Origin of the sequence: Aeromonas sp. ASNIH1, from assembly GCF_002934285.1 — a bacterium.
GTDB lineage: Bacteria > Pseudomonadota > Gammaproteobacteria > Enterobacterales > Aeromonadaceae > Aeromonas > Aeromonas caviae.
In genome coordinates, this window is the sequence record NZ_CP026228.1 from 1,792,487 (window position 1) to 1,813,372 (window position 20,886).

The 20,886-nt window shown below is 62.0% G+C and carries 18 protein-coding genes and 1 tRNA gene; 10 read left to right on the forward strand and 9 right to left on the reverse strand.

All coding sequences use genetic code 11. The features are described from left to right. The first annotated feature begins 1 nt into the window (after position 1). A complete protein-coding gene (mglC, locus tag C2U37_RS08690; RefSeq protein ID WP_010676014.1) occupies positions 2–1,012 on the forward strand; it encodes a galactose/methyl galactoside ABC transporter permease MglC in 1,011 nt (336 codons plus the stop codon). Positions 1,013–1,069: 57 nt separating this feature from the next. Next, a complete protein-coding gene (locus C2U37_RS08695; RefSeq protein ID WP_103243884.1) occupies positions 1,070–2,803 on the forward strand; it encodes a methyl-accepting chemotaxis protein in 1,734 nt (577 codons plus the stop codon). A gap of 742 nt (positions 2,804–3,545) precedes the next feature. Here C2U37_RS08695 and C2U37_RS08700 read toward each other — a convergent pair. Beyond that, positions 3,546–3,722, reverse strand: a complete 177-nt coding sequence (locus C2U37_RS08700; RefSeq protein ID WP_102983722.1) for a hypothetical protein — start codon at positions 3,720–3,722, stop codon at positions 3,546–3,548. A gap of 746 nt (positions 3,723–4,468) precedes the next feature. On the opposite strand from C2U37_RS08700, the gene arcA reads away from it, so the two are divergent. From arcA to C2U37_RS08720, 4 genes are all read left to right on the forward strand, one after another. Beyond that, positions 4,469–5,689: an arginine deiminase gene (arcA, locus tag C2U37_RS08705; RefSeq protein WP_104452124.1), complete on the forward strand. Its 1,221-nt coding sequence runs from the start codon at positions 4,469–4,471 to the stop codon at positions 5,687–5,689. A 62-nt stretch (positions 5,690–5,751) separates the two neighbouring features. Continuing rightward, positions 5,752–6,678 carry a carbamate kinase gene (gene arcC, locus C2U37_RS08710; protein WP_104452125.1) on the forward strand — a complete coding sequence of 309 codons (927 nt, stop codon included), beginning with the start codon at positions 5,752–5,754 and terminating at the stop codon, positions 6,676–6,678. A 78-nt stretch (positions 6,679–6,756) separates the two neighbouring features. Continuing rightward, positions 6,757–7,761: an ornithine carbamoyltransferase gene (gene argF / locus C2U37_RS08715; protein WP_041211943.1), complete on the forward strand. Its 1,005-nt coding sequence runs from the start codon at positions 6,757–6,759 to the stop codon at positions 7,759–7,761. Positions 7,762–7,882: 121 nt separating this feature from the next. Further along, on the forward strand, positions 7,883–9,289 hold the full coding sequence (locus C2U37_RS08720) for a YfcC family protein (RefSeq protein WP_104452126.1): 1,407 nt from the start codon (positions 7,883–7,885) through the stop codon (positions 9,287–9,289). Positions 9,290–9,443: 154 nt separating this feature from the next. Here the strand turns inward: C2U37_RS08720 and C2U37_RS08725 are convergent, their stop codons facing one another. From C2U37_RS08725 to C2U37_RS08740, 4 genes are all read right to left on the reverse strand, one after another. Further along, a complete protein-coding gene (locus C2U37_RS08725; protein WP_039039633.1) occupies positions 9,444–9,935 on the reverse strand; it encodes an arginine repressor in 492 nt (163 codons plus the stop codon). A gap of 218 nt (positions 9,936–10,153) precedes the next feature. Next, positions 10,154–10,618, reverse strand: a complete 465-nt coding sequence (gene pyrI, locus C2U37_RS08730) for an aspartate carbamoyltransferase regulatory subunit (protein ID WP_010676006.1) — start codon at positions 10,616–10,618, stop codon at positions 10,154–10,156. Between the two features lie 16 nt (positions 10,619–10,634). After that, positions 10,635–11,555: an aspartate carbamoyltransferase gene (gene pyrB / locus C2U37_RS08735; RefSeq protein WP_199770520.1), complete on the reverse strand. Its 921-nt coding sequence runs from the start codon at positions 11,553–11,555 to the stop codon at positions 10,635–10,637. Between the two features lie 274 nt (positions 11,556–11,829). After that, entirely contained in the window at positions 11,830–12,372 is a 543-nt protein-coding gene (locus C2U37_RS08740; protein WP_104452128.1) for a hypothetical protein, read from the reverse strand. A gap of 202 nt (positions 12,373–12,574) precedes the next feature. Between C2U37_RS08740 and C2U37_RS08745 the strand changes: the two genes are divergently transcribed. After that, positions 12,575–12,651 (forward strand) — tRNA-Trp (locus C2U37_RS08745). Between the two features lie 209 nt (positions 12,652–12,860). Further along, positions 12,861–14,231 carry a phosphatidylserine decarboxylase family protein gene (locus C2U37_RS08750; protein ID WP_104452129.1) on the forward strand — a complete coding sequence of 457 codons (1,371 nt, stop codon included), beginning with the start codon at positions 12,861–12,863 and terminating at the stop codon, positions 14,229–14,231. A 57-nt stretch (positions 14,232–14,288) separates the two neighbouring features. Here the strand turns inward: C2U37_RS08750 and C2U37_RS08755 are convergent, their stop codons facing one another. Continuing rightward, positions 14,289–14,807: a class IV adenylate cyclase gene (locus tag C2U37_RS08755; RefSeq protein WP_042864778.1), complete on the reverse strand. Its 519-nt coding sequence runs from the start codon at positions 14,805–14,807 to the stop codon at positions 14,289–14,291. Between the two features lie 400 nt (positions 14,808–15,207). Here C2U37_RS08755 and C2U37_RS08760 point away from each other — a divergent pair, with 400 nt between their 5' ends. Further along, positions 15,208–17,097 (forward strand): methyl-accepting chemotaxis protein, encoded by a 1,890-nt coding sequence (locus C2U37_RS08760; protein ID WP_103260927.1) that lies wholly within the window; start codon positions 15,208–15,210, stop codon positions 17,095–17,097. A gap of 128 nt (positions 17,098–17,225) precedes the next feature. Here the strand turns inward: C2U37_RS08760 and C2U37_RS08765 are convergent, their stop codons facing one another. Genes C2U37_RS08765 through C2U37_RS08775 form a run of 3 tightly spaced genes read right to left on the reverse strand, consistent with a single transcriptional unit; the run spans position 17,226 to position 19,112 of the window. Next, a complete protein-coding gene (locus C2U37_RS08765; protein ID WP_010676000.1) occupies positions 17,226–17,669 on the reverse strand; it encodes a GNAT family N-acetyltransferase in 444 nt (147 codons plus the stop codon). Beyond that, positions 17,666–18,187 carry a lipocalin family protein gene (locus C2U37_RS08770; protein WP_039039627.1) on the reverse strand — a complete coding sequence of 174 codons (522 nt, stop codon included), beginning with the start codon at positions 18,185–18,187 and terminating at the stop codon, positions 17,666–17,668. The genes C2U37_RS08765 and C2U37_RS08770 overlap by 4 nt, the downstream gene beginning before the upstream one ends. Before the next feature lies 1 nt (position 18,188). Next, complete coding sequence (locus C2U37_RS08775; RefSeq protein ID WP_010675998.1) at positions 18,189–19,112, reverse strand: AraC family transcriptional regulator; 924 nt, start codon at positions 19,110–19,112, stop codon at positions 18,189–18,191. A gap of 118 nt (positions 19,113–19,230) precedes the next feature. On the opposite strand from C2U37_RS08775, the gene yqhD reads away from it, so the two are divergent. Continuing rightward, positions 19,231–20,391 (forward strand): alcohol dehydrogenase, encoded by a 1,161-nt coding sequence (gene yqhD, locus C2U37_RS08780; protein ID WP_041214265.1) that lies wholly within the window; start codon positions 19,231–19,233, stop codon positions 20,389–20,391. The last annotated feature ends 495 nt before the right edge of the window (positions 20,392–20,886 follow it).

The following is a 20,886-nucleotide window of genomic DNA, read 5'->3' on the forward strand; positions in this document are numbered from 1 at the left end:
TATGGAGTCGGCTAAAAATTTCAATCTGATGCAGGCGCTCAAAGAGAACGGCATCTATGTGGTGTTGCTGGTGTTGCTCATGATCATCGTGATCAAGGAGCCCTCCTTCCTCAGCCTCACCAACCTCAGCAACATCCTGACCCAGTCCTCGGTACGGGTCATCATCGCCCTCGGGGTGGCGGGCATCATCATCACCCAGGGTACTGACCTGTCGGCCGGTCGCCAGGTCGGCCTGGCAGCGCTGATCGCGGCCACCATGCTGCAGGCCCTGACCAACGTCAACAAGGTCTTCCCCACCCTGGGGGAGGTGCCCATTCCGGCGGTGATCCTGCTGGTGTGCGTGGTGGGGGCCCTGATTGGTCTGGTCAACGGCCTGATTGTCGCCTACCTGAACGTGACGCCCTTCATCACCACCCTGGGCACCATGATCATCGTCTACGGCATCAACTCCCTCTATTTTGACTCCGTGGGGGCTTCCCCGGTAGCCGGGTTTGATCCTCGCTTCTCCAACTTTGCGCAGGGCTTCATCCGGATTGGCGGGTTCAAGCTCTCGTACCTGACCTTCTATGCGGCCATCGCCAGCGTCTTCGTCTGGGTGCTGTGGAACAAGACCCGCTTTGGCAAGAACATCTTCGCCATCGGTGGCAACCCGGAAGCGGCTAAGGTGTCCGGCGTCAACGTCGCCGTCAACCTGGTGGTCATCTATGCCCTGGCCGGTGTCTTCTACGCCTTCGGCGGCATGCTGGAAGCGGGGCGGATCGGCAGTGCCACCAACAACCTCGGCTTCATGTACGAGCTGGATGCCATCGCGGCCTGCGTGGTGGGGGGCGTTTCGTTTGCCGGCGGTGTGGGAACTGTCGCGGGTGTGATCACCGGCGTACTTATCTTCACGCTGATCAACTATGGTTTGACCTACATCGGTGTCAGCCCTTACTGGCAGTTCATCATCAAGGGCGGCATCATCATCCTGGCGGTAGCCCTGGACTCCATGAAGTACGCCAAGAAGAAATAAGCATTGGCAGGGAGGGCCGGGTCATCCCGGCCCTTTCTCTTTGGAGGGACCCATACCATGGCATTCAAAGTCAAAATCAACGTACTGTTGCTGCTCGCCATTCTGGTCACCATCGGTACCGCCTGGTTCAGCGTCAACCATTTCATCAGCGGCTACATCCGCACCCAGGCCACCCAGAACATCAACGAGCAGATCACCCTGGTCAGGGAGAAGCTGGCGGGTGACATCACCCAGAAGGTGCTGCTGGCCGCCAACCTGAACCTCGGGGTGACCAGCGTCAAGAAGGCGCTGCAGGAGACCGGCTTTCACAACATCGTCAAGCTCATTGGCGACATGGCATTCGACGCGAACGGGGTCATCGACGACAAGGCCAGGGTTGACGCCCTGCGCAAGCTGATCCCCGCCGCCAACAACCAGATCACCGTCAGCCCGCTGGAGCAGCTGGACGGCAAACCCGTCATCTCCATCCTGGTGCCGCGCGGTGCAGACTCCGCCTACCTCTACTACCTCGACATGAGCGAGTTCAAGACGCTGCTGACCAAGGTAAGCGGGGAAGGGCGTTACTTCTCCCTCACCGACAGTCAGGGACAGGTGCTCTACAGCAGCAAGCCCCAGGGAGAGAGCGAGAGCCGCCCCAACAAGCTGGATATTCGCGGCAGCGAGTGGACCCTGACCGGTTATGTGGATCTCGACTATATCCGGGCCATGACCCAGGCGCTCAACGGCAAGATCACCCTGGCCCTGCTCGGGGTGGCGGCGCTGGTACTGGCCCTCTCCATGGTGGCCCTCAACCTGGCCTATAGACCCATCCTCTCCTTGCGCGACCTGGTGCAGGAGCTCTCCCAGGGCAATGGGGATCTGACCCGCCGGCTCACGGTGACCAGCAAGGATGATCTCGGCCAGATCTCGGCGGGCATCAACCGTTTCATCGAGCAGTTGCAGGGCATGATGGGGGAGGTGAGACAAGCGAGCGGCCAGCTCAATGAAGGGATATCGGCATTGGCGAGGCAGACGGGGTCAGCCCAGGGCCTGCTGGCGGAGCATGTGCGGGAGACCGAACAGGTGGTCACCGCCATCAACGAGATGAGCCGTACTGCCGTCTCGGTATCGGAGAGCGCGGCCAATACTGCCCAGCTGACCGGCCAGAGCCAGCAACTGGCCAACCAGTCGCGTCAGGTGGTGGATCAGGCCATGGCCAGCGTCACTGCGCTGGTGACGGAGGTGGAGACCACGGCACACTCCATCGAAGCCATGCAGCAGGATGTGCAGCAGATAGGCTCGATTCTCGGGGTCATCGGTGGCATCGCAGAGCAGACCAACCTGCTGGCCCTCAACGCCGCCATCGAGGCGGCCCGGGCCGGGGAGCAGGGGCGGGGGTTTGCGGTGGTGGCGGACGAAGTGCGCTCTCTGGCGGGACGCACCCAGAAGAGCACTGCCGAGATCCAGACCATGCTGACCCGGCTGCAACGGGGCACCCAGACCGTGGTGGCCGCCATGGGCAACACCCGGCAGAGCTGCCAGGATGCGGCGGAAAACACCAGCAAGGTGAATGCGTCGCTGGATCTGATGGCGGGAGAAGTGGTGGAGATCAACGATCTCATCAGCCATATCGCCACGGCCGCGGAGGAGCAGAGTGCCGTCGCCGAGGAGATCAATCGCAACATGAGTGCCATCGCCGAGGTGATCACCCAGCTCAAGGGGAATGGCGAGCGCACCGTGGACAGCTCAAACGCCATGCAGCGCACCTATGACAGGCTGCGGGAGATAGTGGGACACTTCCGGCTGGAATAGCGCCGGCTGGGCGAGTCCCGGTTACCCTGGCCAGCAATGCCGTGATCGGGGTGACCCATCAGCGGGTAGACGTGAAAAATACCCAAAAAAGATGGGGGCGACTTGCGTCGCCCCCGATAGTCTTATCGCTCATATCCTTGAACGAAGTTGCTCCCTGCAATCCCTGACTATACCTCTTCCTTTAGGTTTCCCCTTCCCAATCCTTTGGGGTGTCCTTTAGCCATCATGGCCTGACGAGTCATCCGTTCCCGTCGCACTTTCTCCGTCCTGGGAGGTGTCCTTTACCACATCCTGTGGTGAGTCCATTTGCCCAACCCTGGCAGCCAGTCTTCCTGACCGACTTCATTGCGTCCGTGCAGGAGTAACTATAAGGATTTCGCGCAGGGCGACAATGACATGCTGAAAAACGTTTTATTCAAACTGGTTTCCCGCGAAAGGATAATGAAGTTATCTTTTTTAAAATCATGGTTTTAATGATCTCTCATGCTGTTTTTTTACGCGCATCTTCCGACTATGGCGAGAATTTTGTTGGCACTTTGCTTACGCAGTCGATAGCGAATGTCTCACAAGGCGTTTAACTGCGGTTCAGAATCCGGGGAGACCGGTCAGTGTCGATCGCAGATGAGGGTGGAGGAGGGCAACGGGCATGATGCAGGTGGCGTGGTCCGGATCCCATTCAGGAGATAAAGGAGGGAAAGCGGGGGTGACCCAAGAGGAGATCGCCTCCCCTTGGGCGAGAGGGTCAGGGGTGCTGGCTGCCACCGTACCATTGGCATAGGTAGGCGGGTACCAGCATCTGGGGTGCCTGGTCAACGTGACAGACCACCAGCGGCATGGCGGGGGCTCCCTGGGCATGCACCAGGGCCGGTGTCATGGGCAGGACCAGGGCGACGAACAGAAACAGCGACGGGATCTTCATGGTTATCTCCTTGGTGACGGGAACGAATGTGACAAGCATCACTTTTTGAGTTAAGGCGAACCCGAAATCGGCGCAAGGTGACTGAAAAAATTCAACTAATGAAAAAACTTTGAATCCCGGTTGCACTCCGGTCGGTGAAAAAGCCGCCATCAGGATGCGTGCAAAATGCATATCCATATAAAAGAGATAGTGCACACGACTTGGCGATGAGGCTTGCCATCTGGCCCGGACGGGCCGCCATGATCTGGGACAAGAGATGGATTATTCAGCGATAAAGGAGCAGGTGATTATTTATGTGAGAGCAAACGGGATGATAAGCGAGGATAAATTCAAAGGTGGGTGAACTTTATTCAAAAAATGAGCGTTTTGATTTTAATGCATTGATTTATTTGGTGTTTTTTATTGGTGGCTATCCATTTGTGGATACCATAGATGAATGAAATTGCGCTCTTTGTGGAATATATTGGGGCTTTATTGCGTATTTATGCCGGATGGAGGGTGAGGGAAATGTCAGATATGTAAACTCCATCATAAATTAACTTCTGAATTTATGCAGTCTCGGGTGAATGTGATCAATGTCCAAGTTTGGTGGAGTTGCCAGACCTAATCTCTGCGTCGAAAGGCAAGGGCAGGATAGAACACAAGCCGAGTACCCTACATAAAGAATATCCCGCCTTAGCCACGAGCCTGAATAGAAGGAATCTATTCAATCACTCGCAGGGACCACTGCTAGACGGAATATCATCATGAGCAAATTTTATGTAGGTTCTGAAGTTGGCCAGTTGCGCCGTGTCATGTTGCACCGCCCCAACCTCAGTCTGAAGCGTCTGACCCCTTCCAACTGCCAGGATCTGCTGTTTGACGACGTCCTGTCCGTGGAACGTGCCGGTCAGGAGCACGACAAATTCGCTCAGGTACTGCGCGATCAGAATGTCGAAGTCTTCCTCCTGACCAATCTGCTGGCGGAAACCCTGGACGTGCCGGAAGCCAAAGCCTGGCTGCTGCAACACCAGGTCTCCGACTATCGCCTCGGCACTGCCCTGGCCAACGACGTGCGCTGCTTCCTGGCGGACATGCCTCACCGCGAGCTGGCCCGCATCCTCTCCGGCGGCCTCACCTACTCCGAGATGCCCTACAGCGGCGTCAACATGGTGGTCGGCATGCATGCCCCGACCGATTTCATCATCGAACCGCTGCCCAACCACCTCTTCACCCGCGACACCTCCTGCTGGGTCTATGGCGGCGTCTCCATCAACCCCATGGCCAAGGCTGCCCGTCGTCGCGAGACCAACCACGTGAAGGCCATCTACCGCTGGCACCCGCAGTTTGCCGGTCAGGAGTTCATCAAGTACTTCGGTGACGAGGAGCGCGACTACGACAACTCCACCATCGAAGGGGGCGACGTTCTGGTCATCGGCCGTGGCGCCGTGCTCATCGGCATGTCCGAGCGCACCACGCCGCAAGGGGTGGAGCATCTGGCCCGCAGCCTGTTCAAGCACGGTCAGGCCAAGCAGGTCATCGCCATGGAGCTGCCGAAACACCGTAGCTGCATGCACCTCGACACCGTCATGACCCACATGGATGTCGACACCTTCTCCGTCTATCCGGAAGTCATCCGCAAGGATGTGAACTGCTGGAGCCTGACTCCGGGCGGTGCCACCGGCATGAACATCAAGGAAGAGGGCTACTTCGTCACCGCCATCGAGAAGGCACTGGGTGTCGATCAGCTCAAGCTCATCACCACAGGTGGCGATACCTTCGAGGCCGAGCGCGAGCAGTGGAACGATGCTAACAACGTGCTGACCGTGCGCCCTGGCGTGGTGGTGGGTTACGAGCGCAATACCTACACCAACGAGAAGTACGACAAGGCCGGCATCACTGTGCTGCCCATCCCGGGTGAAGAGCTGGGACGTGGCCGCGGTGGCGCCCGCTGCATGAGCTGCCCGATGGAACGCGACGGCATCTGACAAGACGGCGTGGCGCCGGCAGAGGCTGGCGCCACACACACCAGAATTCGAGAGTAACACCCATGAAAAAACCAACTGTCGTCGTCGCCCTGGGGGGCAATGCCCTGCTCCGCCGCGGTGAACCTCTGGAAGCCGACATCCAGCGCAAGAACATCGCCACCGCAGCCAAGACCATCGCCCGCATCGCCGAGGAGTACAACGTGGTGCTGGTGCACGGCAACGGCCCGCAAGTCGGCCTGCTGGCCCTGCAGAACAGCGCCTACACCAAGGTCTCCCCCTATCCCCTGGATGTGCTGGGTGCCGAGTCCCAGGGCATGATCGGCTACATGCTGATCCAGGAGTTGAAGAACCTGATGCCGAGCCGCAACGTCACCGCCCTGCTGACCCAGGTGCAGGTCGATCCCGAGGATCCGGCGTTTGCCAACCCGACCAAGTTCATCGGCCCCGTCTACGAAGAGGCGGAAGCCCACACCCTGGCTGCCGAGAAGCACTGGGTGGTCAAGGCAGACGGCAAGTTCTTCCGCCGCGTGGTGCCGTCCCCGCTGCCCCAGCGCATCGTCGAAGGCGACGCCATCGAAACCCTGATCGCCCAGGGTCACCTCATCATCTGTACCGGTGGTGGTGGCATCCCGGTGACCTGGGATGGCCAGAGCCTGACCGGCATCGAAGCCGTCATCGACAAGGACATGTCAGCCGCCTACCTGGCCAAGCAGATCAAGGCCGACGCCCTGCTGATCCTGACCGATGCCGATGCCGTCTATCTGGATTGGGGTAAACCGACCCAGCGTCCGCTGCGGGTCACCAGCCCGGACGAGCTGGCCGGCGTCAAGTTCGATGCCGGCTCCATGGGGCCCAAGGTCGAAGCCTCCTGCGAATTCGTCAAGGCGACCGGCGGCATGGTCGGCATCGGCTCCCTGGAAGATGGCCTCGCCATCCTCAAGGGGGAAGCCGGCACCAACATCGTCGCCACCAATACCGTCAATGCCTGAGCCAAGGCTCTGGTCTGAACAACTGCGTAGTCAATAACACTGCCAAATTGGTCTGAACAAATATAGAGAGAACTCATCATGGCTTTTAATCTGCGTAACCGTAACTTCCTGAAACTGCTGGACTTCACCCCGCGCGAAATCCAATACATGATCGATCTGGCCATCGACCTGAAGAAAGCCAAATACGGTGGCTATGAGCGTAAACACCTGACCGGAAAGAACATTGCCCTGATTTTCGAGAAGACCTCCACCCGTACCCGTTGTGCGTTTGAAGTGGCGGCCTTCGACCAGGGCGCCCAGGTTTCCTACCTCGGCCCGAGCGGTTCCCAAATCGGTCACAAGGAGTCCATGAAGGACACCGCCCGGGTGCTGGGCCGCATGTATGACGGCATCGAATACCGCGGCTACGGCCAGGAGATCGTGGAAGAGCTGGGGGCCCACGCCGGTGTGCCGGTCTGGAACGGCCTGACCAACGAATTCCACCCGACCCAGATCCTGGCGGACTTCATGACCATGCTGGAGCACGGCAAGGGCAAACGCCTGGATCAGATCAAGTTCGCCTACCTGGGTGACGCCCGCAACAACATGGGCAACTCCCTGATGGTGGGTGCCGCCAAGATGGGCATGGACATCCGTCTGGTGGCGCCGAAAGCCTTCTGGCCGGAAGAGGAGCTGGTTGCCACCTGCCGCCTCATCGCCGAAGAGACCGGTGCGCGCATCCACCTGACCGAAGACGTGAAAGAGGGTGTGCTGGGTGCCGACTTCCTCTACACCGACGTCTGGGTCTCCATGGGTGAAGCGAAGGAAGCCTGGGATCAACGGGTCAAACTGATGACCCCGTATCAGGTCAACATGGATGTCATCAACGCGACCAAGAACCCGGATGTGAAGTTCATGCACTGCCTGCCGGCGTTCCACAACGACGAGACCACCATGGGCAAGGAAGTGGCCGACAAATATGGCATGAAGGGCCTGGAAGTGACCGAGGACGTGTTCGAATCCGAGCACAGCATCGTGTTCGACGAGGCGGAAAACCGGATGCACACCATCAAGGCAGTGATGGTGGCTACGCTGGGCGACTGACGTCGTCAGTGGTGCCGGGGGGTGACCCCCGGCTTTTCAACCATGTGACAGCGGCATAATACCTCCAACCCTACGACCCGCAGCCTGCATGGATACCACACCCACAGAAGGAAGCTGGACCATGACCAAATTCAAGTTCCCGTCAGCCTACACGATACTGTTTGTGCTGATCGCCCTGGTGGCCGCCCTGAGCTGGATAGTGCCGGCCGGCAAATACGAGATGACCATGAACGAGGCCCTCGGCAAGGAAGTGCCGGTGGCCGGTACCTACAAACTGGTGGATGCCAATCCCCAGGGGATAGTCGACGTGCTGCTGGCACCCATCGACGGTCTCTACAACCACGACACCTATGAGGCTGGCGCCATCGACGTCTCCCTCTTCATCCTGATCATCGGTGGCTTCCTTGGCATCGTGACCAAGACAGGTGCCATCGATGCCGGTATCGAGCGCGTCACCGATCGCCTGCGTGGCCGTGAAGAGTGGATGATCCCCATTCTGATGGCGCTGTTCGCCGCAGGGGGCACCATCTACGGCATGGCGGAAGAGTCCCTGCCGTTCTACACCCTGCTGGTGCCGGTGATGATGGCCGCCCGCTTCGACCCTGTCGTGGCTGCCGCGACCGTGCTGCTGGGAGCCGGTATCGGTACCCTGGGCTCCACCATCAACCCGTTCGCCACCGTGATCGCCGCCAACGCGGCCGGTATCTCCTTCACCGACGGCATCTGGTTGCGGGTCGCCATGCTGGTGGCCGGCTGGCTGATCTGCGTGGCCTATGTGATGCGTTACGCCAAGATGGTGAGAAGCGATCCCAGCAAGTCCCTGGTGGCCGACAAGTGGGAAGAGAACCGTACCCACTTCCTCGGCAACAAGAGCGACCAGATGCTGGAGTTCACCACCACCCGCAAGATCGTGCTGGGTATCTTCGTCGCCGCCTTTGCCGTGATGATCTACGGGGTGGCCGTGCTGGGCTGGTGGATGGCGCAGATCTCCGGCGTCTTCCTGGCTGCCGCCATCATCGTCGGCGTCATCTCCCGCATGAGCGAGGAGGAGCTGACCTCCAACTTCATCGACGGTGCCCGCGATCTGCTCGGCGTGGCCCTCATCATCGGTATCGCCCGCGGTATCGTGGTGGTGATGGACAACGGCATGATCACCCACACCATTTTGCACAGCGCAGAGGGGATAGTGACCGGCCTCTCCACCATCGTCTTCATCAACGTGATGTTCGTGCTGGAAGTGGTGCTCTCCTTCCTGGTGCCCTCTTCCTCCGGTCTGGCGGTGCTGACCATGCCGATCATGGCGCCGCTCGCCGACTTCGCCAACGTGGGCCGCGAGCTGGTGGTCACCGCCTACCAGTCCGCCTCCGGTCTGGTGAACCTGGTGACCCCGACCTCCGCCGTGGTCATGGGGGGGCTGGCCATTGCCAAGGTGCCCTATGTGCGCTGGCTGAAGTGGGTGGCCCCGCTGCTCGGCATGCTGACCGTGCTGATCGTGCTCTGCCTGAGCCTGGGCGCCGTGCTGGCATGAATGCCGACAGACATAGGGACAACAACGGGAGCCTGGGGCTCCCGTTTTTTATGGCTGGCAAGGCGGGGCGCCCGGGCTCTCCCGTGGTCTGACTCCTTGCCGCGCGGGCAACAAAAAGGCGACCCCAGGGTCGCCTTCTGGCATCCAGCAGGGGTCAGCGGGCGTTTTCCAGGGTGCGCACCACGGCAGCGTGAGCCTGGCGGGTTCGGCTGATGTGGCGCGGGGCGATCAGTACCACGTCGTTGCCGGCCACGGCCCCCAGGATCTCGGGATTGGCGTTGCGATCCAGCAGGCGAGCCACCACGGTAGCGGCCCCCGGGGTGGTGTGCACCAGTACCATCTGCTGGTTGTGGACCACGGCGCGCACCATGTCGTGGATGGAGCGGGTGCTGCCGGCGGGCTCCAGCTGCTCGTCCACCAGGGTGTAGACCTTCTTGCCGTTGGCGTTCTGGGCCTTGGCGACCCCGAGACGGCGCAGCAGGCGGGAGATGGTGGACTGGCTGATGTCGGCAAAACCGCGGGCGGAGAGCTCGCGGCGGATCTCCTCCTGGGTGCTGTAGCAGTGCTGGCCGATGATCTGGCGGCAGGCGTCGAGCTGGGCCAGGTCGGACTCTGGTTCTGCTGGGCGGCTGAGGGTGTTGACCATGGCGACTTCCTTTGGCGATGAGCGATGGCGGTCTCGCCCAGTCTGTCGTTCCGGCTTTTCATAGCGAAAAACACTAATGAGGAGCACTCAAGCAGGTGATGAGCGAGGTATATCCATTACGGGATGGCAAATTATAACCAAAGGGGGAATAAGTGATGTGACAGGGTTCAAAAATGGGCCCGATGGGGCCCACATGGATATCCTTTGTCGGCAGGAAATCAGTAGCGTTCGCTGACGATGTCCTGGGTGAAGGACTTCTCGCAGTATTTGCACTTCATCCGCACCGCCCCTTTCACCTCGCGCACCCGGAAGTAGCTTTCCACCGGTTCGTTGTGGGAAATGCAGTTGGAGTTGGGGCAGTGGAAGACCCCTTCGATGAACTCCGGCAGCGCCAGTTGGTGCTTCTTCACCACCACGAAGTCTTCGATGATGTTGACGGTCGCCTTGGGGGCGAACAGGGCGAGCTGGTTGGCCTGCTGCTCGGTCAGACGGGTGTTCTCGATCTTGATGAGATCCTTCTTGCCGAGGGCGCCGGATTTGAGGTTGAAGCCGACGGTGATCCGCTCCTGGGTCTCGATCAGCTGGAACAGCTTGAGGATCTTGATGCCCTGGCCGGCGGGGACGTGGTCGATGACGGAGCCGTGGCGGATGGCTTCGACTTGCAGTTGGTTCTTCTCGGACATGATGTTCCCCTTTCCCTTAGACGGTTTCGTTCAGTACCAGTGCCAGCAGTGCCTGGCGGGCATAGACCCCGTTCTCCGCCTGCTGGAAGTAGTAGGCGTGGGGGGTCTTGTCGACGGCGACCTCGATCTCGTCAACCCGGGGCAGGGGATGGAGGATCTTCATGGTGGGCTTGGCCCCTTCCAGGGTCGCCAGCTCCAGAACGAACTTGGCGGCCATGTGCTTGTACTCGGTCTCGTCGAAGCGCTCCTTCTGGACGCGGGTCATGTAGAGGATGTCGAGCTCCGGCATCACCTCTTCCATGGTCTCGTGCACGCTGAAGCGGATGCCCTTCTCTTCCAGCTCCTCACAGAGGTAGTCCGGCATGGCCAGCGCCTCCGGCGAGATGAAGAAGAAGCGGCAGTTGAACAGGCTCAGGGCCTGGGCCAGGGAGTGGACGGTGCGGCCGTACTTCAGGTCACCGACGAAGGCGACGTTGAGGCCGTCCAGCTTGCCTTGGGTCTCGTGGATGGAGAAGAGGTCGAGCAGGGTCTGGGTGGGATGCTGGTTGGAGCCGTCACCGCCGTTGATGACCGGCACCCGGGAGAACTCGGAGGCCAGACGGGCTGCCCCTTCCTTCGGGTGGCGCATCACCACCGCATCGGTGTAGGAGCTGATGATCTTGATGGAGTCGGCCAGAGTCTCGCCCTTCTTGGCGCTGGTGTTGCCGCCGTCGGCGAAGCCGATGATGTCGCCACCCAGGCGCTGGACCGCGGTCTCGAAGGAGAGACGGGTGCGGGTGGAGGCTTCGAAGAAGCAACTGGCGACCAGCTTGTCTTTCAGCAGGCGGCTGTCGGGTTCGGCCTTCAACCGCTGTGCGGTGGCGACCACCAGTTCCATGTCGGACCGGGTCAGATCCGAGATGGAGATGACGTGTTTGTTATAGAGTGGATTGGTCATCGTCTGCATTCCCTTTGGCATCAATGAAGGTTTTTCCGGCACAAAAAAAAGCCCCTGAAACAGGGGCTCTTTTCAAAAAAAACGGGGGATCTGTGGGACGGGAACCGGAAACAACGGGGCCGCTCTGGTGCGCTCCACCCGTCTGCAAGGCTGCTTTTTTCATCAAAAACGGCATTGTCCTGTCCCGACCTTTTTCAAAACCGCACCGATTATAGGGCTGGTTTTTGAATTGTCAAAAATTTATTTCAGAGGCAGGATTTGGCCGGAAAAACGTTTAAGTGTCGCGAACGGGTCGACAAATCCAGAGTGCGTGCTGCGCCTGCAAAGGAGCGCCATCGGCGGCCATGCTGCGCAGGTAGCCGAGCCTGTGGTGCCCCTCCAGCAGGCAGTAGGGATGGGGCAGGGGGTGACCGTCCGGGTAGCTGCTGCCCGCCTCCGATGCCAGCACTATGATGGGCTCGGACCAGGTGCCTCGGCGCAGCATGTCATTGCCGAGCCAGGAGCGGCGCACGTAGCGGTTGCTGCGCAGCATCTCGCCCCAGCGATCGATCACCTCCATGTGGCGGGAGTCTATCTGCTCGATAATCTGCGCGGTGGGCCAGTGCTCGCACTCGAACTGGTGGCTGGCGAGATCGATAAAGCTCCAGTTGGATTCAAAACCGCGCCAATGACGGTAAATCCACTGGGCGAGCACATTGGAGGGAATGGAGGGCACCAGGGGAGAGACTCTGTCCAGATAATCGGCCAGGGTCTCCGTCTTGCGCTCATCCCGGAAGTTGAGGGGCGCAAGCTGTTGCAGCAGTCGGTAATTGAGCATGGGCAGCCTCCCTGAGCCTGGTTTCACCCTACCCCCATTTGTGTCCCATTCCTACCCCGTCGGGGCTGCAAATACAGCAGCTTACCCCCGCTCCTTGTTGGAATTGCGGGGATTTGCTCGTCATTTGTTCGATCGCATCGAAAGTGAGAAAAAAAGCCTTTACCTTTGACCTCCGCTTTGTATACTACGCCTCGTTTGTTGCAGGGGCGTAGTTCCAATTGGTAGAACAGCGGTCTCCAAAACCGATGGTTGCGGGTTCGAGTCCTGCCGCCCCTGCCATTTTTCAGAAAGGCCAGCTCATTGAGCTGGCCTTTCGCATTTCCGGCGTTTGCCACCGTCTCCGTTAGCCTCTTTTTCCCCGCTTCGCCGCTGCCATTTCTGCCAATGGAGGCCGCTTTTCCCCTGTGCTACACCTTGCTTCCTGCCAGATGGCGCCCTCAGGCGCATCGCATCCGGCGGGCCCAAGGCGCTTCAACAAGGAGAGAGCGATGAACAAGGCAGTGGATACGCGTCACCCCCATGCCCATGCCGGTGGCTGGGTCCCCCGGGATCAGGCCCATGTGGCGCGCTGGGTACAGCGGCTGCGTCAGGCGGTCACCCGCCAGCCTCGCCCGCTGGTGGCCCCGATCGCCGGATTGAAGGCGCTGGTGGAGCAGGATCCCCTCCTGCATCAGCAGGCCCAGGGGATGTTTGACGAGGCGTGGCAGCACGAGCACAGCACGCCGCTCGGTCAGGTCCAGGTGCGCAGCTTCGATGAGTTCCTGCAGCTGCTCAACGGCATCATGACCACGGCCCCGGAAGCCTATCAGGATGTGCAGACCCAGGAGCCCGCCGGGCTGATCGGATTCCCCATCAATGCTCTGCTCAACTGGCCCATGGCGACGGCCGCCGGGTACGACTTCTTTGCCAATGCGCTGGTGAACCAGCAACTGCGCAAGATCCTCGGTTACTGGGCCGACTTCCTGCAAAGCCCCGCGTCCCGTTATGTGCTGACGGAGTCGGTGAGCCCCCTGGATCGCCAGACCCTGATCGTCCCCTGGCTGGGTGACGTGGCGAAACGGGAGATGGTCAAGGTGGCGCAGGGGGCGCTCGGGGCCGGCGATAACCCCACCCCAGAGCGCTTCGAGGGGATCTTCCACACCGCGCCGGGAGAGGAATACGAGGGCTTCGCCAGCTGGGACGACTTCTTCACCCGCCGCTTCTGCCCCGGCGTGCGGCCGGTGACGGCCCCGGACGATGACAGCGTGGTCGCCAACGCCTGCGAGTCGGCCCCGCTGCAGGTGGTGACCGGGTTAAGGCGGCAGGATGCCTTCTGGCTCAAGGGGCAGCCCTATTCCCTGGACAACCTGCTGGACTTCGACCCGCGCGCCGCCGCGTTCGAGGGGGGCACCCTCTATCAGGCCTTCCTCAGCGCCCTCAGCTATCACCGCTGGCACAGCCCGGTGAGCGGCACGGTGCGCTCGGTCAAGGTGGTCAACGGCAGCTACTACCTGGCCAACCGCCACCAGGGTTTCGACAGCCCGGCGGGGCCCGACCCCAGCGCCCCGAACCAGTCCCAGCCCTTCCTGACCGCGGTGGCGACCCGGGCACTCATCTTCATCGAGGCGGACAACCCCAAAATCGGCCTGATGTGCGTGGTGCCGGTGGGCATGGCGGAGGTGTCGAGCTGCGAGGTGACGGTGCAGCCGGGGCAGCGGATCGCGAAGGGGGAGCAGCTCGGCATGTTCCACTTCGGAGGCTCCACCCACTGCCTGCTGTTTCGCCCCGGTGTCGAGCTGGCGTTCGACTTCTACGGCCAGCAGCCGGGGCTGGAGGCGACCAACCTGAGGATCAACACGGCGCTGGCGCGGGTCAAATAACCCAGCCGCCGGACAGTAAAAGGCCGCCCTTGAGGCGGCCTTGTTGTTGTGAATCCCTCAGGGTTGTCGTTGCAGCAGGAGATCCAGATAGGCGCCTTCGATCAACCGGGAGGGTTCGATACCGAGACGCGCCATGATGTCGTGAGCTTCCTGCATCCCCACCTCGCGCGGCTCGTCATCTTCCAGCACCACTTCCAGTTCGAGGAAGTGACCCAGCCCTTCAACCCGGTCGAGATGGATCCGGGTTCTGCCCACCAGAAACAGGGTCCGCTGTTTTCGCACTCTGCCAATCTGGCCGCAAGCCAGGGTGAGCGTTTCCCGCAGCTTGTCCGGCTCGTTCGTTGGCGTGATGTGGTAGTAGCTCTCCTTCGGACCCTGTTGATCAGGCCTGCGGTAGAAGATGAGCTGACCTGCCGACGGGGAGAGCGTCCGCAATTTGAAGCGGCCCGATTCACAGCGAAAGAAGGTATCATCCTGGGCGATGTCGACGGGGCCCTTGTCGGCGATGGCCGCGGCTCTGGGGATAAGGTCATCGACCCCGGCTATGCGGGCTTTGATCTCGATATTTCGTGGCATGGCAGCGGGTTCTCCTTGAAAACGGGATACCCAATCTAGCACAGCCCACGTTGTCGAGAGGGGGGCAACAGGGGGAGCACCAGCTCGGTTCCTGATGGATGCTCAACCCTGCCCGCCAACCCTCTTTTCAGACGCCTGAAACCGCCCTCAAGAGACAGGTCAGCGGGTGCTGGCCTGCTCTGCCGGTGCCTGCCCGTCATCCGCGACCTGACCTCATGGCCGCCTTGTGGTGCCTGCGGGTGTCAGCATGGAATAGTGAACAGTCTGTTGCTGGTAGTGCGTTCTGTTGTTGATAGATGAAAAAATATCAGGATTCACTAAAGACCGTTCATGATTGTGCCGATAGAACTACCAAGATGGGGGTATTCACGGCCCCCGGCTACCACAAGGATTCGTTGTCATGACTCTCTCGTTGCGCGGCAAGCTGCTCGCGGCCAGCCTGGGGGTAGTGCTGCTGATGGCAGCCCTGCTCGGTATTGTCGCCTTCCACACCCTCAAATCCCGCACCCTTGACGCCATCCAGAGCGAGGCGGTCAACTACGGCCACGCCCACTCGGTGGCCATCGGCAACTGGCTGGCGGATCGCAAGCACGCGGTCGACGCCCTGGCCGCTGTCATTGCGCGCGACCCCGACACGGCCCTGGTGCCCCACCTGTTGCAGACCCGCACCTCCGGCGGTTTCGGCCTCACCTATTTTGGTTCGGCGCAGGGGGAGATGACCCGCCACGATCCCGCCCTCAACACCGCCAACTATGACCCCAGGGCCCGCCCCTGGTACCAGAACGCCGACAAGGCGGGCAAGCTCATCGTCACGCCGCCCTATGTCAGCGTGACCATGCAGCAGATGGTGGTGACCCTGGCCGAGCCGGTGAGCCACCAGGGCCGGGTGATCGGGGTGGCCGGGGCGGATCTCTCCCTCGACGCCCTCATCGACGAGGTGCTGGCCATGAAGGTGCAGGGAGAGGGCTACGCCATGCTGCTCGATCGCACCGGCCTCATCGTCGGCCACCCGAACAAGGAGCTGGCGCTCAAGCAGGTGGCGGAGCTGGATCCCGGTCTCACCGGGGCGGCGCTGGATGCGTGGAGCCGCGACGGCGAACTGCACGGCGCCAACCTGAACGGGCGCGAGGTGCTGCTCTCGGTGCAGGGAGTGCCCGGCACCGACTGGCTGCTCGCCATGGTGATGTACAAGGAGGTGCTGGAGGCGCCGCTCGCCTCCCTGCTGTGGCAACTGGTGGGGCTGACCCTGGTGTTGCTGCTGGTGTTCGGTGCCCTGCTCATCGCCATGTTCAACTACCTGTTCGCGGATCTGGGGCGGGTCTCCAGGGCGCTTGCCGACATCGCCCACGGGGAGGGGGATCTCACGGTGCAGATCGCCACCCGCAGCCAGGATGAGGTGGGGCAGCTGGCCCAGAACTTCAACCAGTTCGTGGCGCGACTGCACGGCATCGTCAGCCGGTTGCGGGACGTCACCGTCGAGCTGGCGGCCCAGTCCCGCACCCAGGCGGCGGGGGCCGAGGCCCGCAGCCAGCGGGTGCGCCAGCAGCAGGACGAGATCGTCATGGTGGCGACCGCGGTGACCGAGATGGCCTCCGCCACCCAGGAGATCGCCGGCAACGCCGAGTTTGCCGCCAACACCGCCGGCGATGCGGTGCGCCTCGCGGTGGCCGGCCAGTCCCAGGTCGGCCAGAGCCAGCGCAGCATCACGGGGCTGGCGGGGGAGGTCTCCGACGCCAGCCAGACCATCCACGAGCTGGATGGCCACGCCCAGCAGATCAGCGGCATTCTGGCCACCATCAGCGGCATCGCCGAGCAGACCAACCTGCTGGCCCTGAACGCCGCCATCGAGGCGGCCCGGGCCGGGGAGCAGGGACGCGGCTTTGCCGTGGTGGCGGACGAGGTGCGGGTGCTGTCGCGCCGCACCCACGACTCCACCGCCGAGATCCAGCAGATGATCGAGGCGCTGCAGCAGACCACCCGCAAGGCGGTGGGCGGCATGGAGACCAGCCGCCAGCTGGCGGGCACCAGCGTGGAGGACGCCGAAGCGGCGAATCTCAGCCTGGGCAGGATCAACGAGGCCATCGGCGCCATCAGCGACATGGCGACCCAGATCGCGGCGGCGGCCGAGGAGCAGACCTCGGTGACCGGCGAGATCAGCCGCAACACCGAGAATATCCGCCACGTCTCCCAGGCGCTGGCGGCCCAGGCTGGCGAAGAGGCCGCCCAGGCGGCCCAGCTCAAGTCTCTCACCGAGCGGCTGGAGCAGGAGATCGGGCGCTTCCGGCTCTAGGCTGCGACCCGGATGTGACAAAGGCGACCCCGGGGTCGCCTTTATTCATCCTGTGTATGGATATTATTTCACCATGCACCCGCTGAATAATGCCGGGTCCTGGCCCTGCAACGGGCGCAGGCAGAGGCTCAGAGAGGCTTGATGTAGCTGTAGAATTCGTTGTCCCGCTGGTAGCCGTGCCCTTCGTAGAGGGCCTGAGCCTGCCGGTTGTCGGTGGCGGTGCTCAGCATCAGGAAGGCGGCGCCCGTCTCCTGGCCGTGGCGATCGGCCCGCGCCAGCAGCGCCTGGGCCACCCCCTGCTGGCGGGCCGCCGGCGCCACGAACAGATCGTACAGCAGCCAGACGGGCTTCAGGGCGAGGGAGCAGAACAGGGGATAGAGGTGGGCAAATCCCAGCACCTCTCCCGCCTCGCTCTGGGCCACGAAGAGCACCGACTCCCCGGCGGTGCAGCGCTCCAGCAGGAAGGCTTCGGCGGCCTCGGGCCGGGCAGGCAGCCGGTAGAACGCCCGGTATTCCACGAACAGGGGGGTGACCCGGGGAATGTCCCCGGGGGTGGCCTGGAAGATCCTCATGGGGCGTTCCCCGCCGGATCCTGGCTGACCCAGATCAGCCGGTCGGTGGCAAAGCCGAGCCCCCGGGCCCGCTCGACCAGGGCCTCTACCTTCTCTTTGGGGGGATGGGGCGTGCGGGAGAGGATCCAGAGGTACTGGAGGTTGTAACTGCTCACCAGGGAGAGGTCATAGTCCGTCGCCAGCACGTTGTAGCTGCCGTAGAAGGGGCCGAAGAAGCTCACCTTGAGGCGCCCCTCGTCGCTGTCGCCCACGAAGTAGGCGCGCCCCTCGGCCTCGCGCCACTCCCCCTGTTCGTCCTGCCCCCGGTTGATCACCCTGACACCGCCGTCATCCCGCAGGCTGTAGGTGGCGGTGACCCGGTTCAGGCCGCGCTCGAAACCGTGATCGAGGCGGGCCACCTCGTACCAGGTGCCCAGGTAGCGGTCGAGCTGGAACGGCTTGACCACCTGGTGGCCGGGAGGAATGCCGGTGCAGGCGGTGGCCAGCAGGGTCAGAACGAGCAGGATCAGTGTGCGCATGTCATCCCTCCACGATACGCAGTTGTCCCGAGCGAAAGCGTGCCGCGTGTTCGCTCGGGGTGTTGCCAAAGAAGCGTTTGTATTCGCGGCTGAACTGGGAGCCGCTCTCGTAGCCTACCTTGTCCGCCGCCACCCCGGCCTTGAGGCCGTCGTGCAGCATCATCAGCCGCGCCCGGTGCAGGCGCAGGGTCTTGATGTACTGCAGGGGCGAGGTGGCGGTGGCCGCCTTGAAGTGGTGGTGGAAGGCCGAGACGCTCATGTTTGCCTCCCGGGCCAGCTCCTCCACCGTCAGGTTCTCGGTAAAGCGCTGCTCCATGATACGCAGCACCCGGGCGATCTGGCTCACCTGACTGTGACGGCTGGCCATGGCCAGCAGGGCGGGGGCCCCCCCTTCGTGCAGGGCGTGGAACAGGATCTCGCGCACGATCTGGGGCCCCAGCACCCGGGCGTGGAGCGGTTTGTCCATCACGTCGATGAGGCGCTCCACCGCGCAGAGCATGGTCTCGGAGAGGGGCACGGAGACCACGCCGCGACCCGGTTCCGCCGGGGCGGGGGCCGCGTCCCCCATCTCCAGCAGCAGGGCCTGCAGCGCCGCCACGTCGATCTCCACCGAGAGCCCCACCAGAGGGGATTCGGGGGAGGCGAAGCACTCGCACTCGCAGGGCAGCGGCAGGGTCATCATCAGGTAGTGCTCGGGGTCGTAGCGGAAGGTGAAGTCCGAGAGATAGCCCACCTTGTGCCCCTGCAGGATGATGATCATGCGCGGGCGGTAGAGCACCGGGATGCGGTCGTGATGCTCCGTGGTGTAGATGAGGTGCACGCCGGGCACGGGGGCGGCGGTGATCCCCGGGTGGGGTGCCAGGGCGGCGAGTCGGCTGGCGAGGGCGGACTGGTGGGTCGCCGCGATGGGCTGATTTGTACTCATTTATCCAGGCTCAGTAGAAATAGGCAAGAAATCGGCAGAAAGCTCCCTTGATGGTAGGGGGTTATAAGAGAAAAATGCAACCCATACTTTACCGACTACGACCACCCCGGGAGATCCCATGAACAACTTCATCCTGCACACCCCCACCAAGGTGCTGTTCGGCAAGGGCCAGGTGGCCCAGCTGCGCGGCCAGATCCCCAGCGACGCCCGCATCCTCGTCACCTACGGCGGTGGCAGCGTGGTGCGCAGCGGCCTGCTGGACCAGATCCGCCGCGAGCTGGCCGGCCTGACCCTGTTTGAATTTGGCGGCATCGAGCCCAACCCCACCTACGAGACCCTGATGGGCGCCGTCGAACTGGCCCGCGCCGAGAAGGTCGACTTCCTGCTGGCAGTGGGCGGCGGCTCCGTGCTGGACGGCTCCAAGTTCATCGCCGCGGCCGCTCACTACGATCCGGCCAGGGATCCCTGGCACATCCTCGAGACCGTCGGGGGCGAGGTGGCCTCCGCCATTCCTCTGGGCAGCGTGCTGACCCTGCCGGCCACCGGTTCCGAGATGAACATGGGCGCCGTCATCACCCGCAAGAGCACAGGGGACAAGCAGCACTTCTTCTCGCCCTTCGTGATGCCGCGCTTCGCCGTGCTCGACCCCGTGCTCACCTACACCCTGCCCGCCCGTCAGGTGGCCAATGGGGTGGTGGATGCCTTCATCCACACCCTGGAGCAGTACCTCACCTACCCGGTGGATGCCAAGGTGCAGGATCGCTTCGCAGAAGGGCTGCTGCTGACCCTGGCGGAAGAGGGGCCCAAGGCGCTGGTGGAGCCGGAAAACTACGACGTGCGTGCCAACATCATGTGGAGCGCCACCCTGGCGCTGAACGGCCTGATCGGAGCCGGCGTGCCCCAGGACTGGGCCACCCACATGCTGGGCCACGAGATCACCGCCCTGCACGGTCTGGACCACGCCCAGACCCTGGCGGTGGTGCTGCCCGCCCTGCTGCAGGCCAAGCGCGAGCAGAAGCGCGCCAAGCTGCTGCAATACGCCGAGCGGGTCTGGGATCTGCGCAGCGGCAGTGACGAGGCGCGTATCGACGGTGCCATCGCCGCCACCCGCGATTTCTTCGAGCGGATGGGGATCAAGACCCGGCTGCGGGATTACGTGGCCGACGCCCGGATCGACGCCCTGCTGGCCAAGCTCGAAGAGCACGGCATGACCGCCCTGGGTGAGCACGGCGACATCGACCTGGCCCAGAGCCGGCATATTTATGAGGCTGCCTGGTAAGCAGAGCACGCCTGAACCGGGCCCAAGGCCCGGTTGCACCAGGGGGCCCGAACCCGCCAGCAGGCGGGGACGCGGCCCCCTGATCGTTGCAAAATGGTTACTTTTTCCCTTTTCATCTCATCAGATGAGCCAACGGCAGATTTCGTAAGAACAAAAAACGCTAAGGTAGAGGCCGGGTTAAACATTTTTTTTGACTGGTTGGATCACTTTTTTTAGCGCTTTTTGCTGGTATAAGCCCCTAATTTGGTTTGTTTTTTTTAATCATGGTCCGGGATGGGCTGAATTCTGTACCCGCCCGCCCGGGGCCGTGGTTGTAATAAAACTCCAAAATTTGATACTAATCACCCTCGCGCCTGAAAAGCGGGGGCCTGACCGTGACAGGAGGTCGAGGTGAAGCCTGCTGATTTTCATAACAAAGGGCCCGTGACCTGCACTTTGATCATGCCTTGTCCCCTCAGACATGAGAGACTTGGCGATGATTGTTTATTAACCATC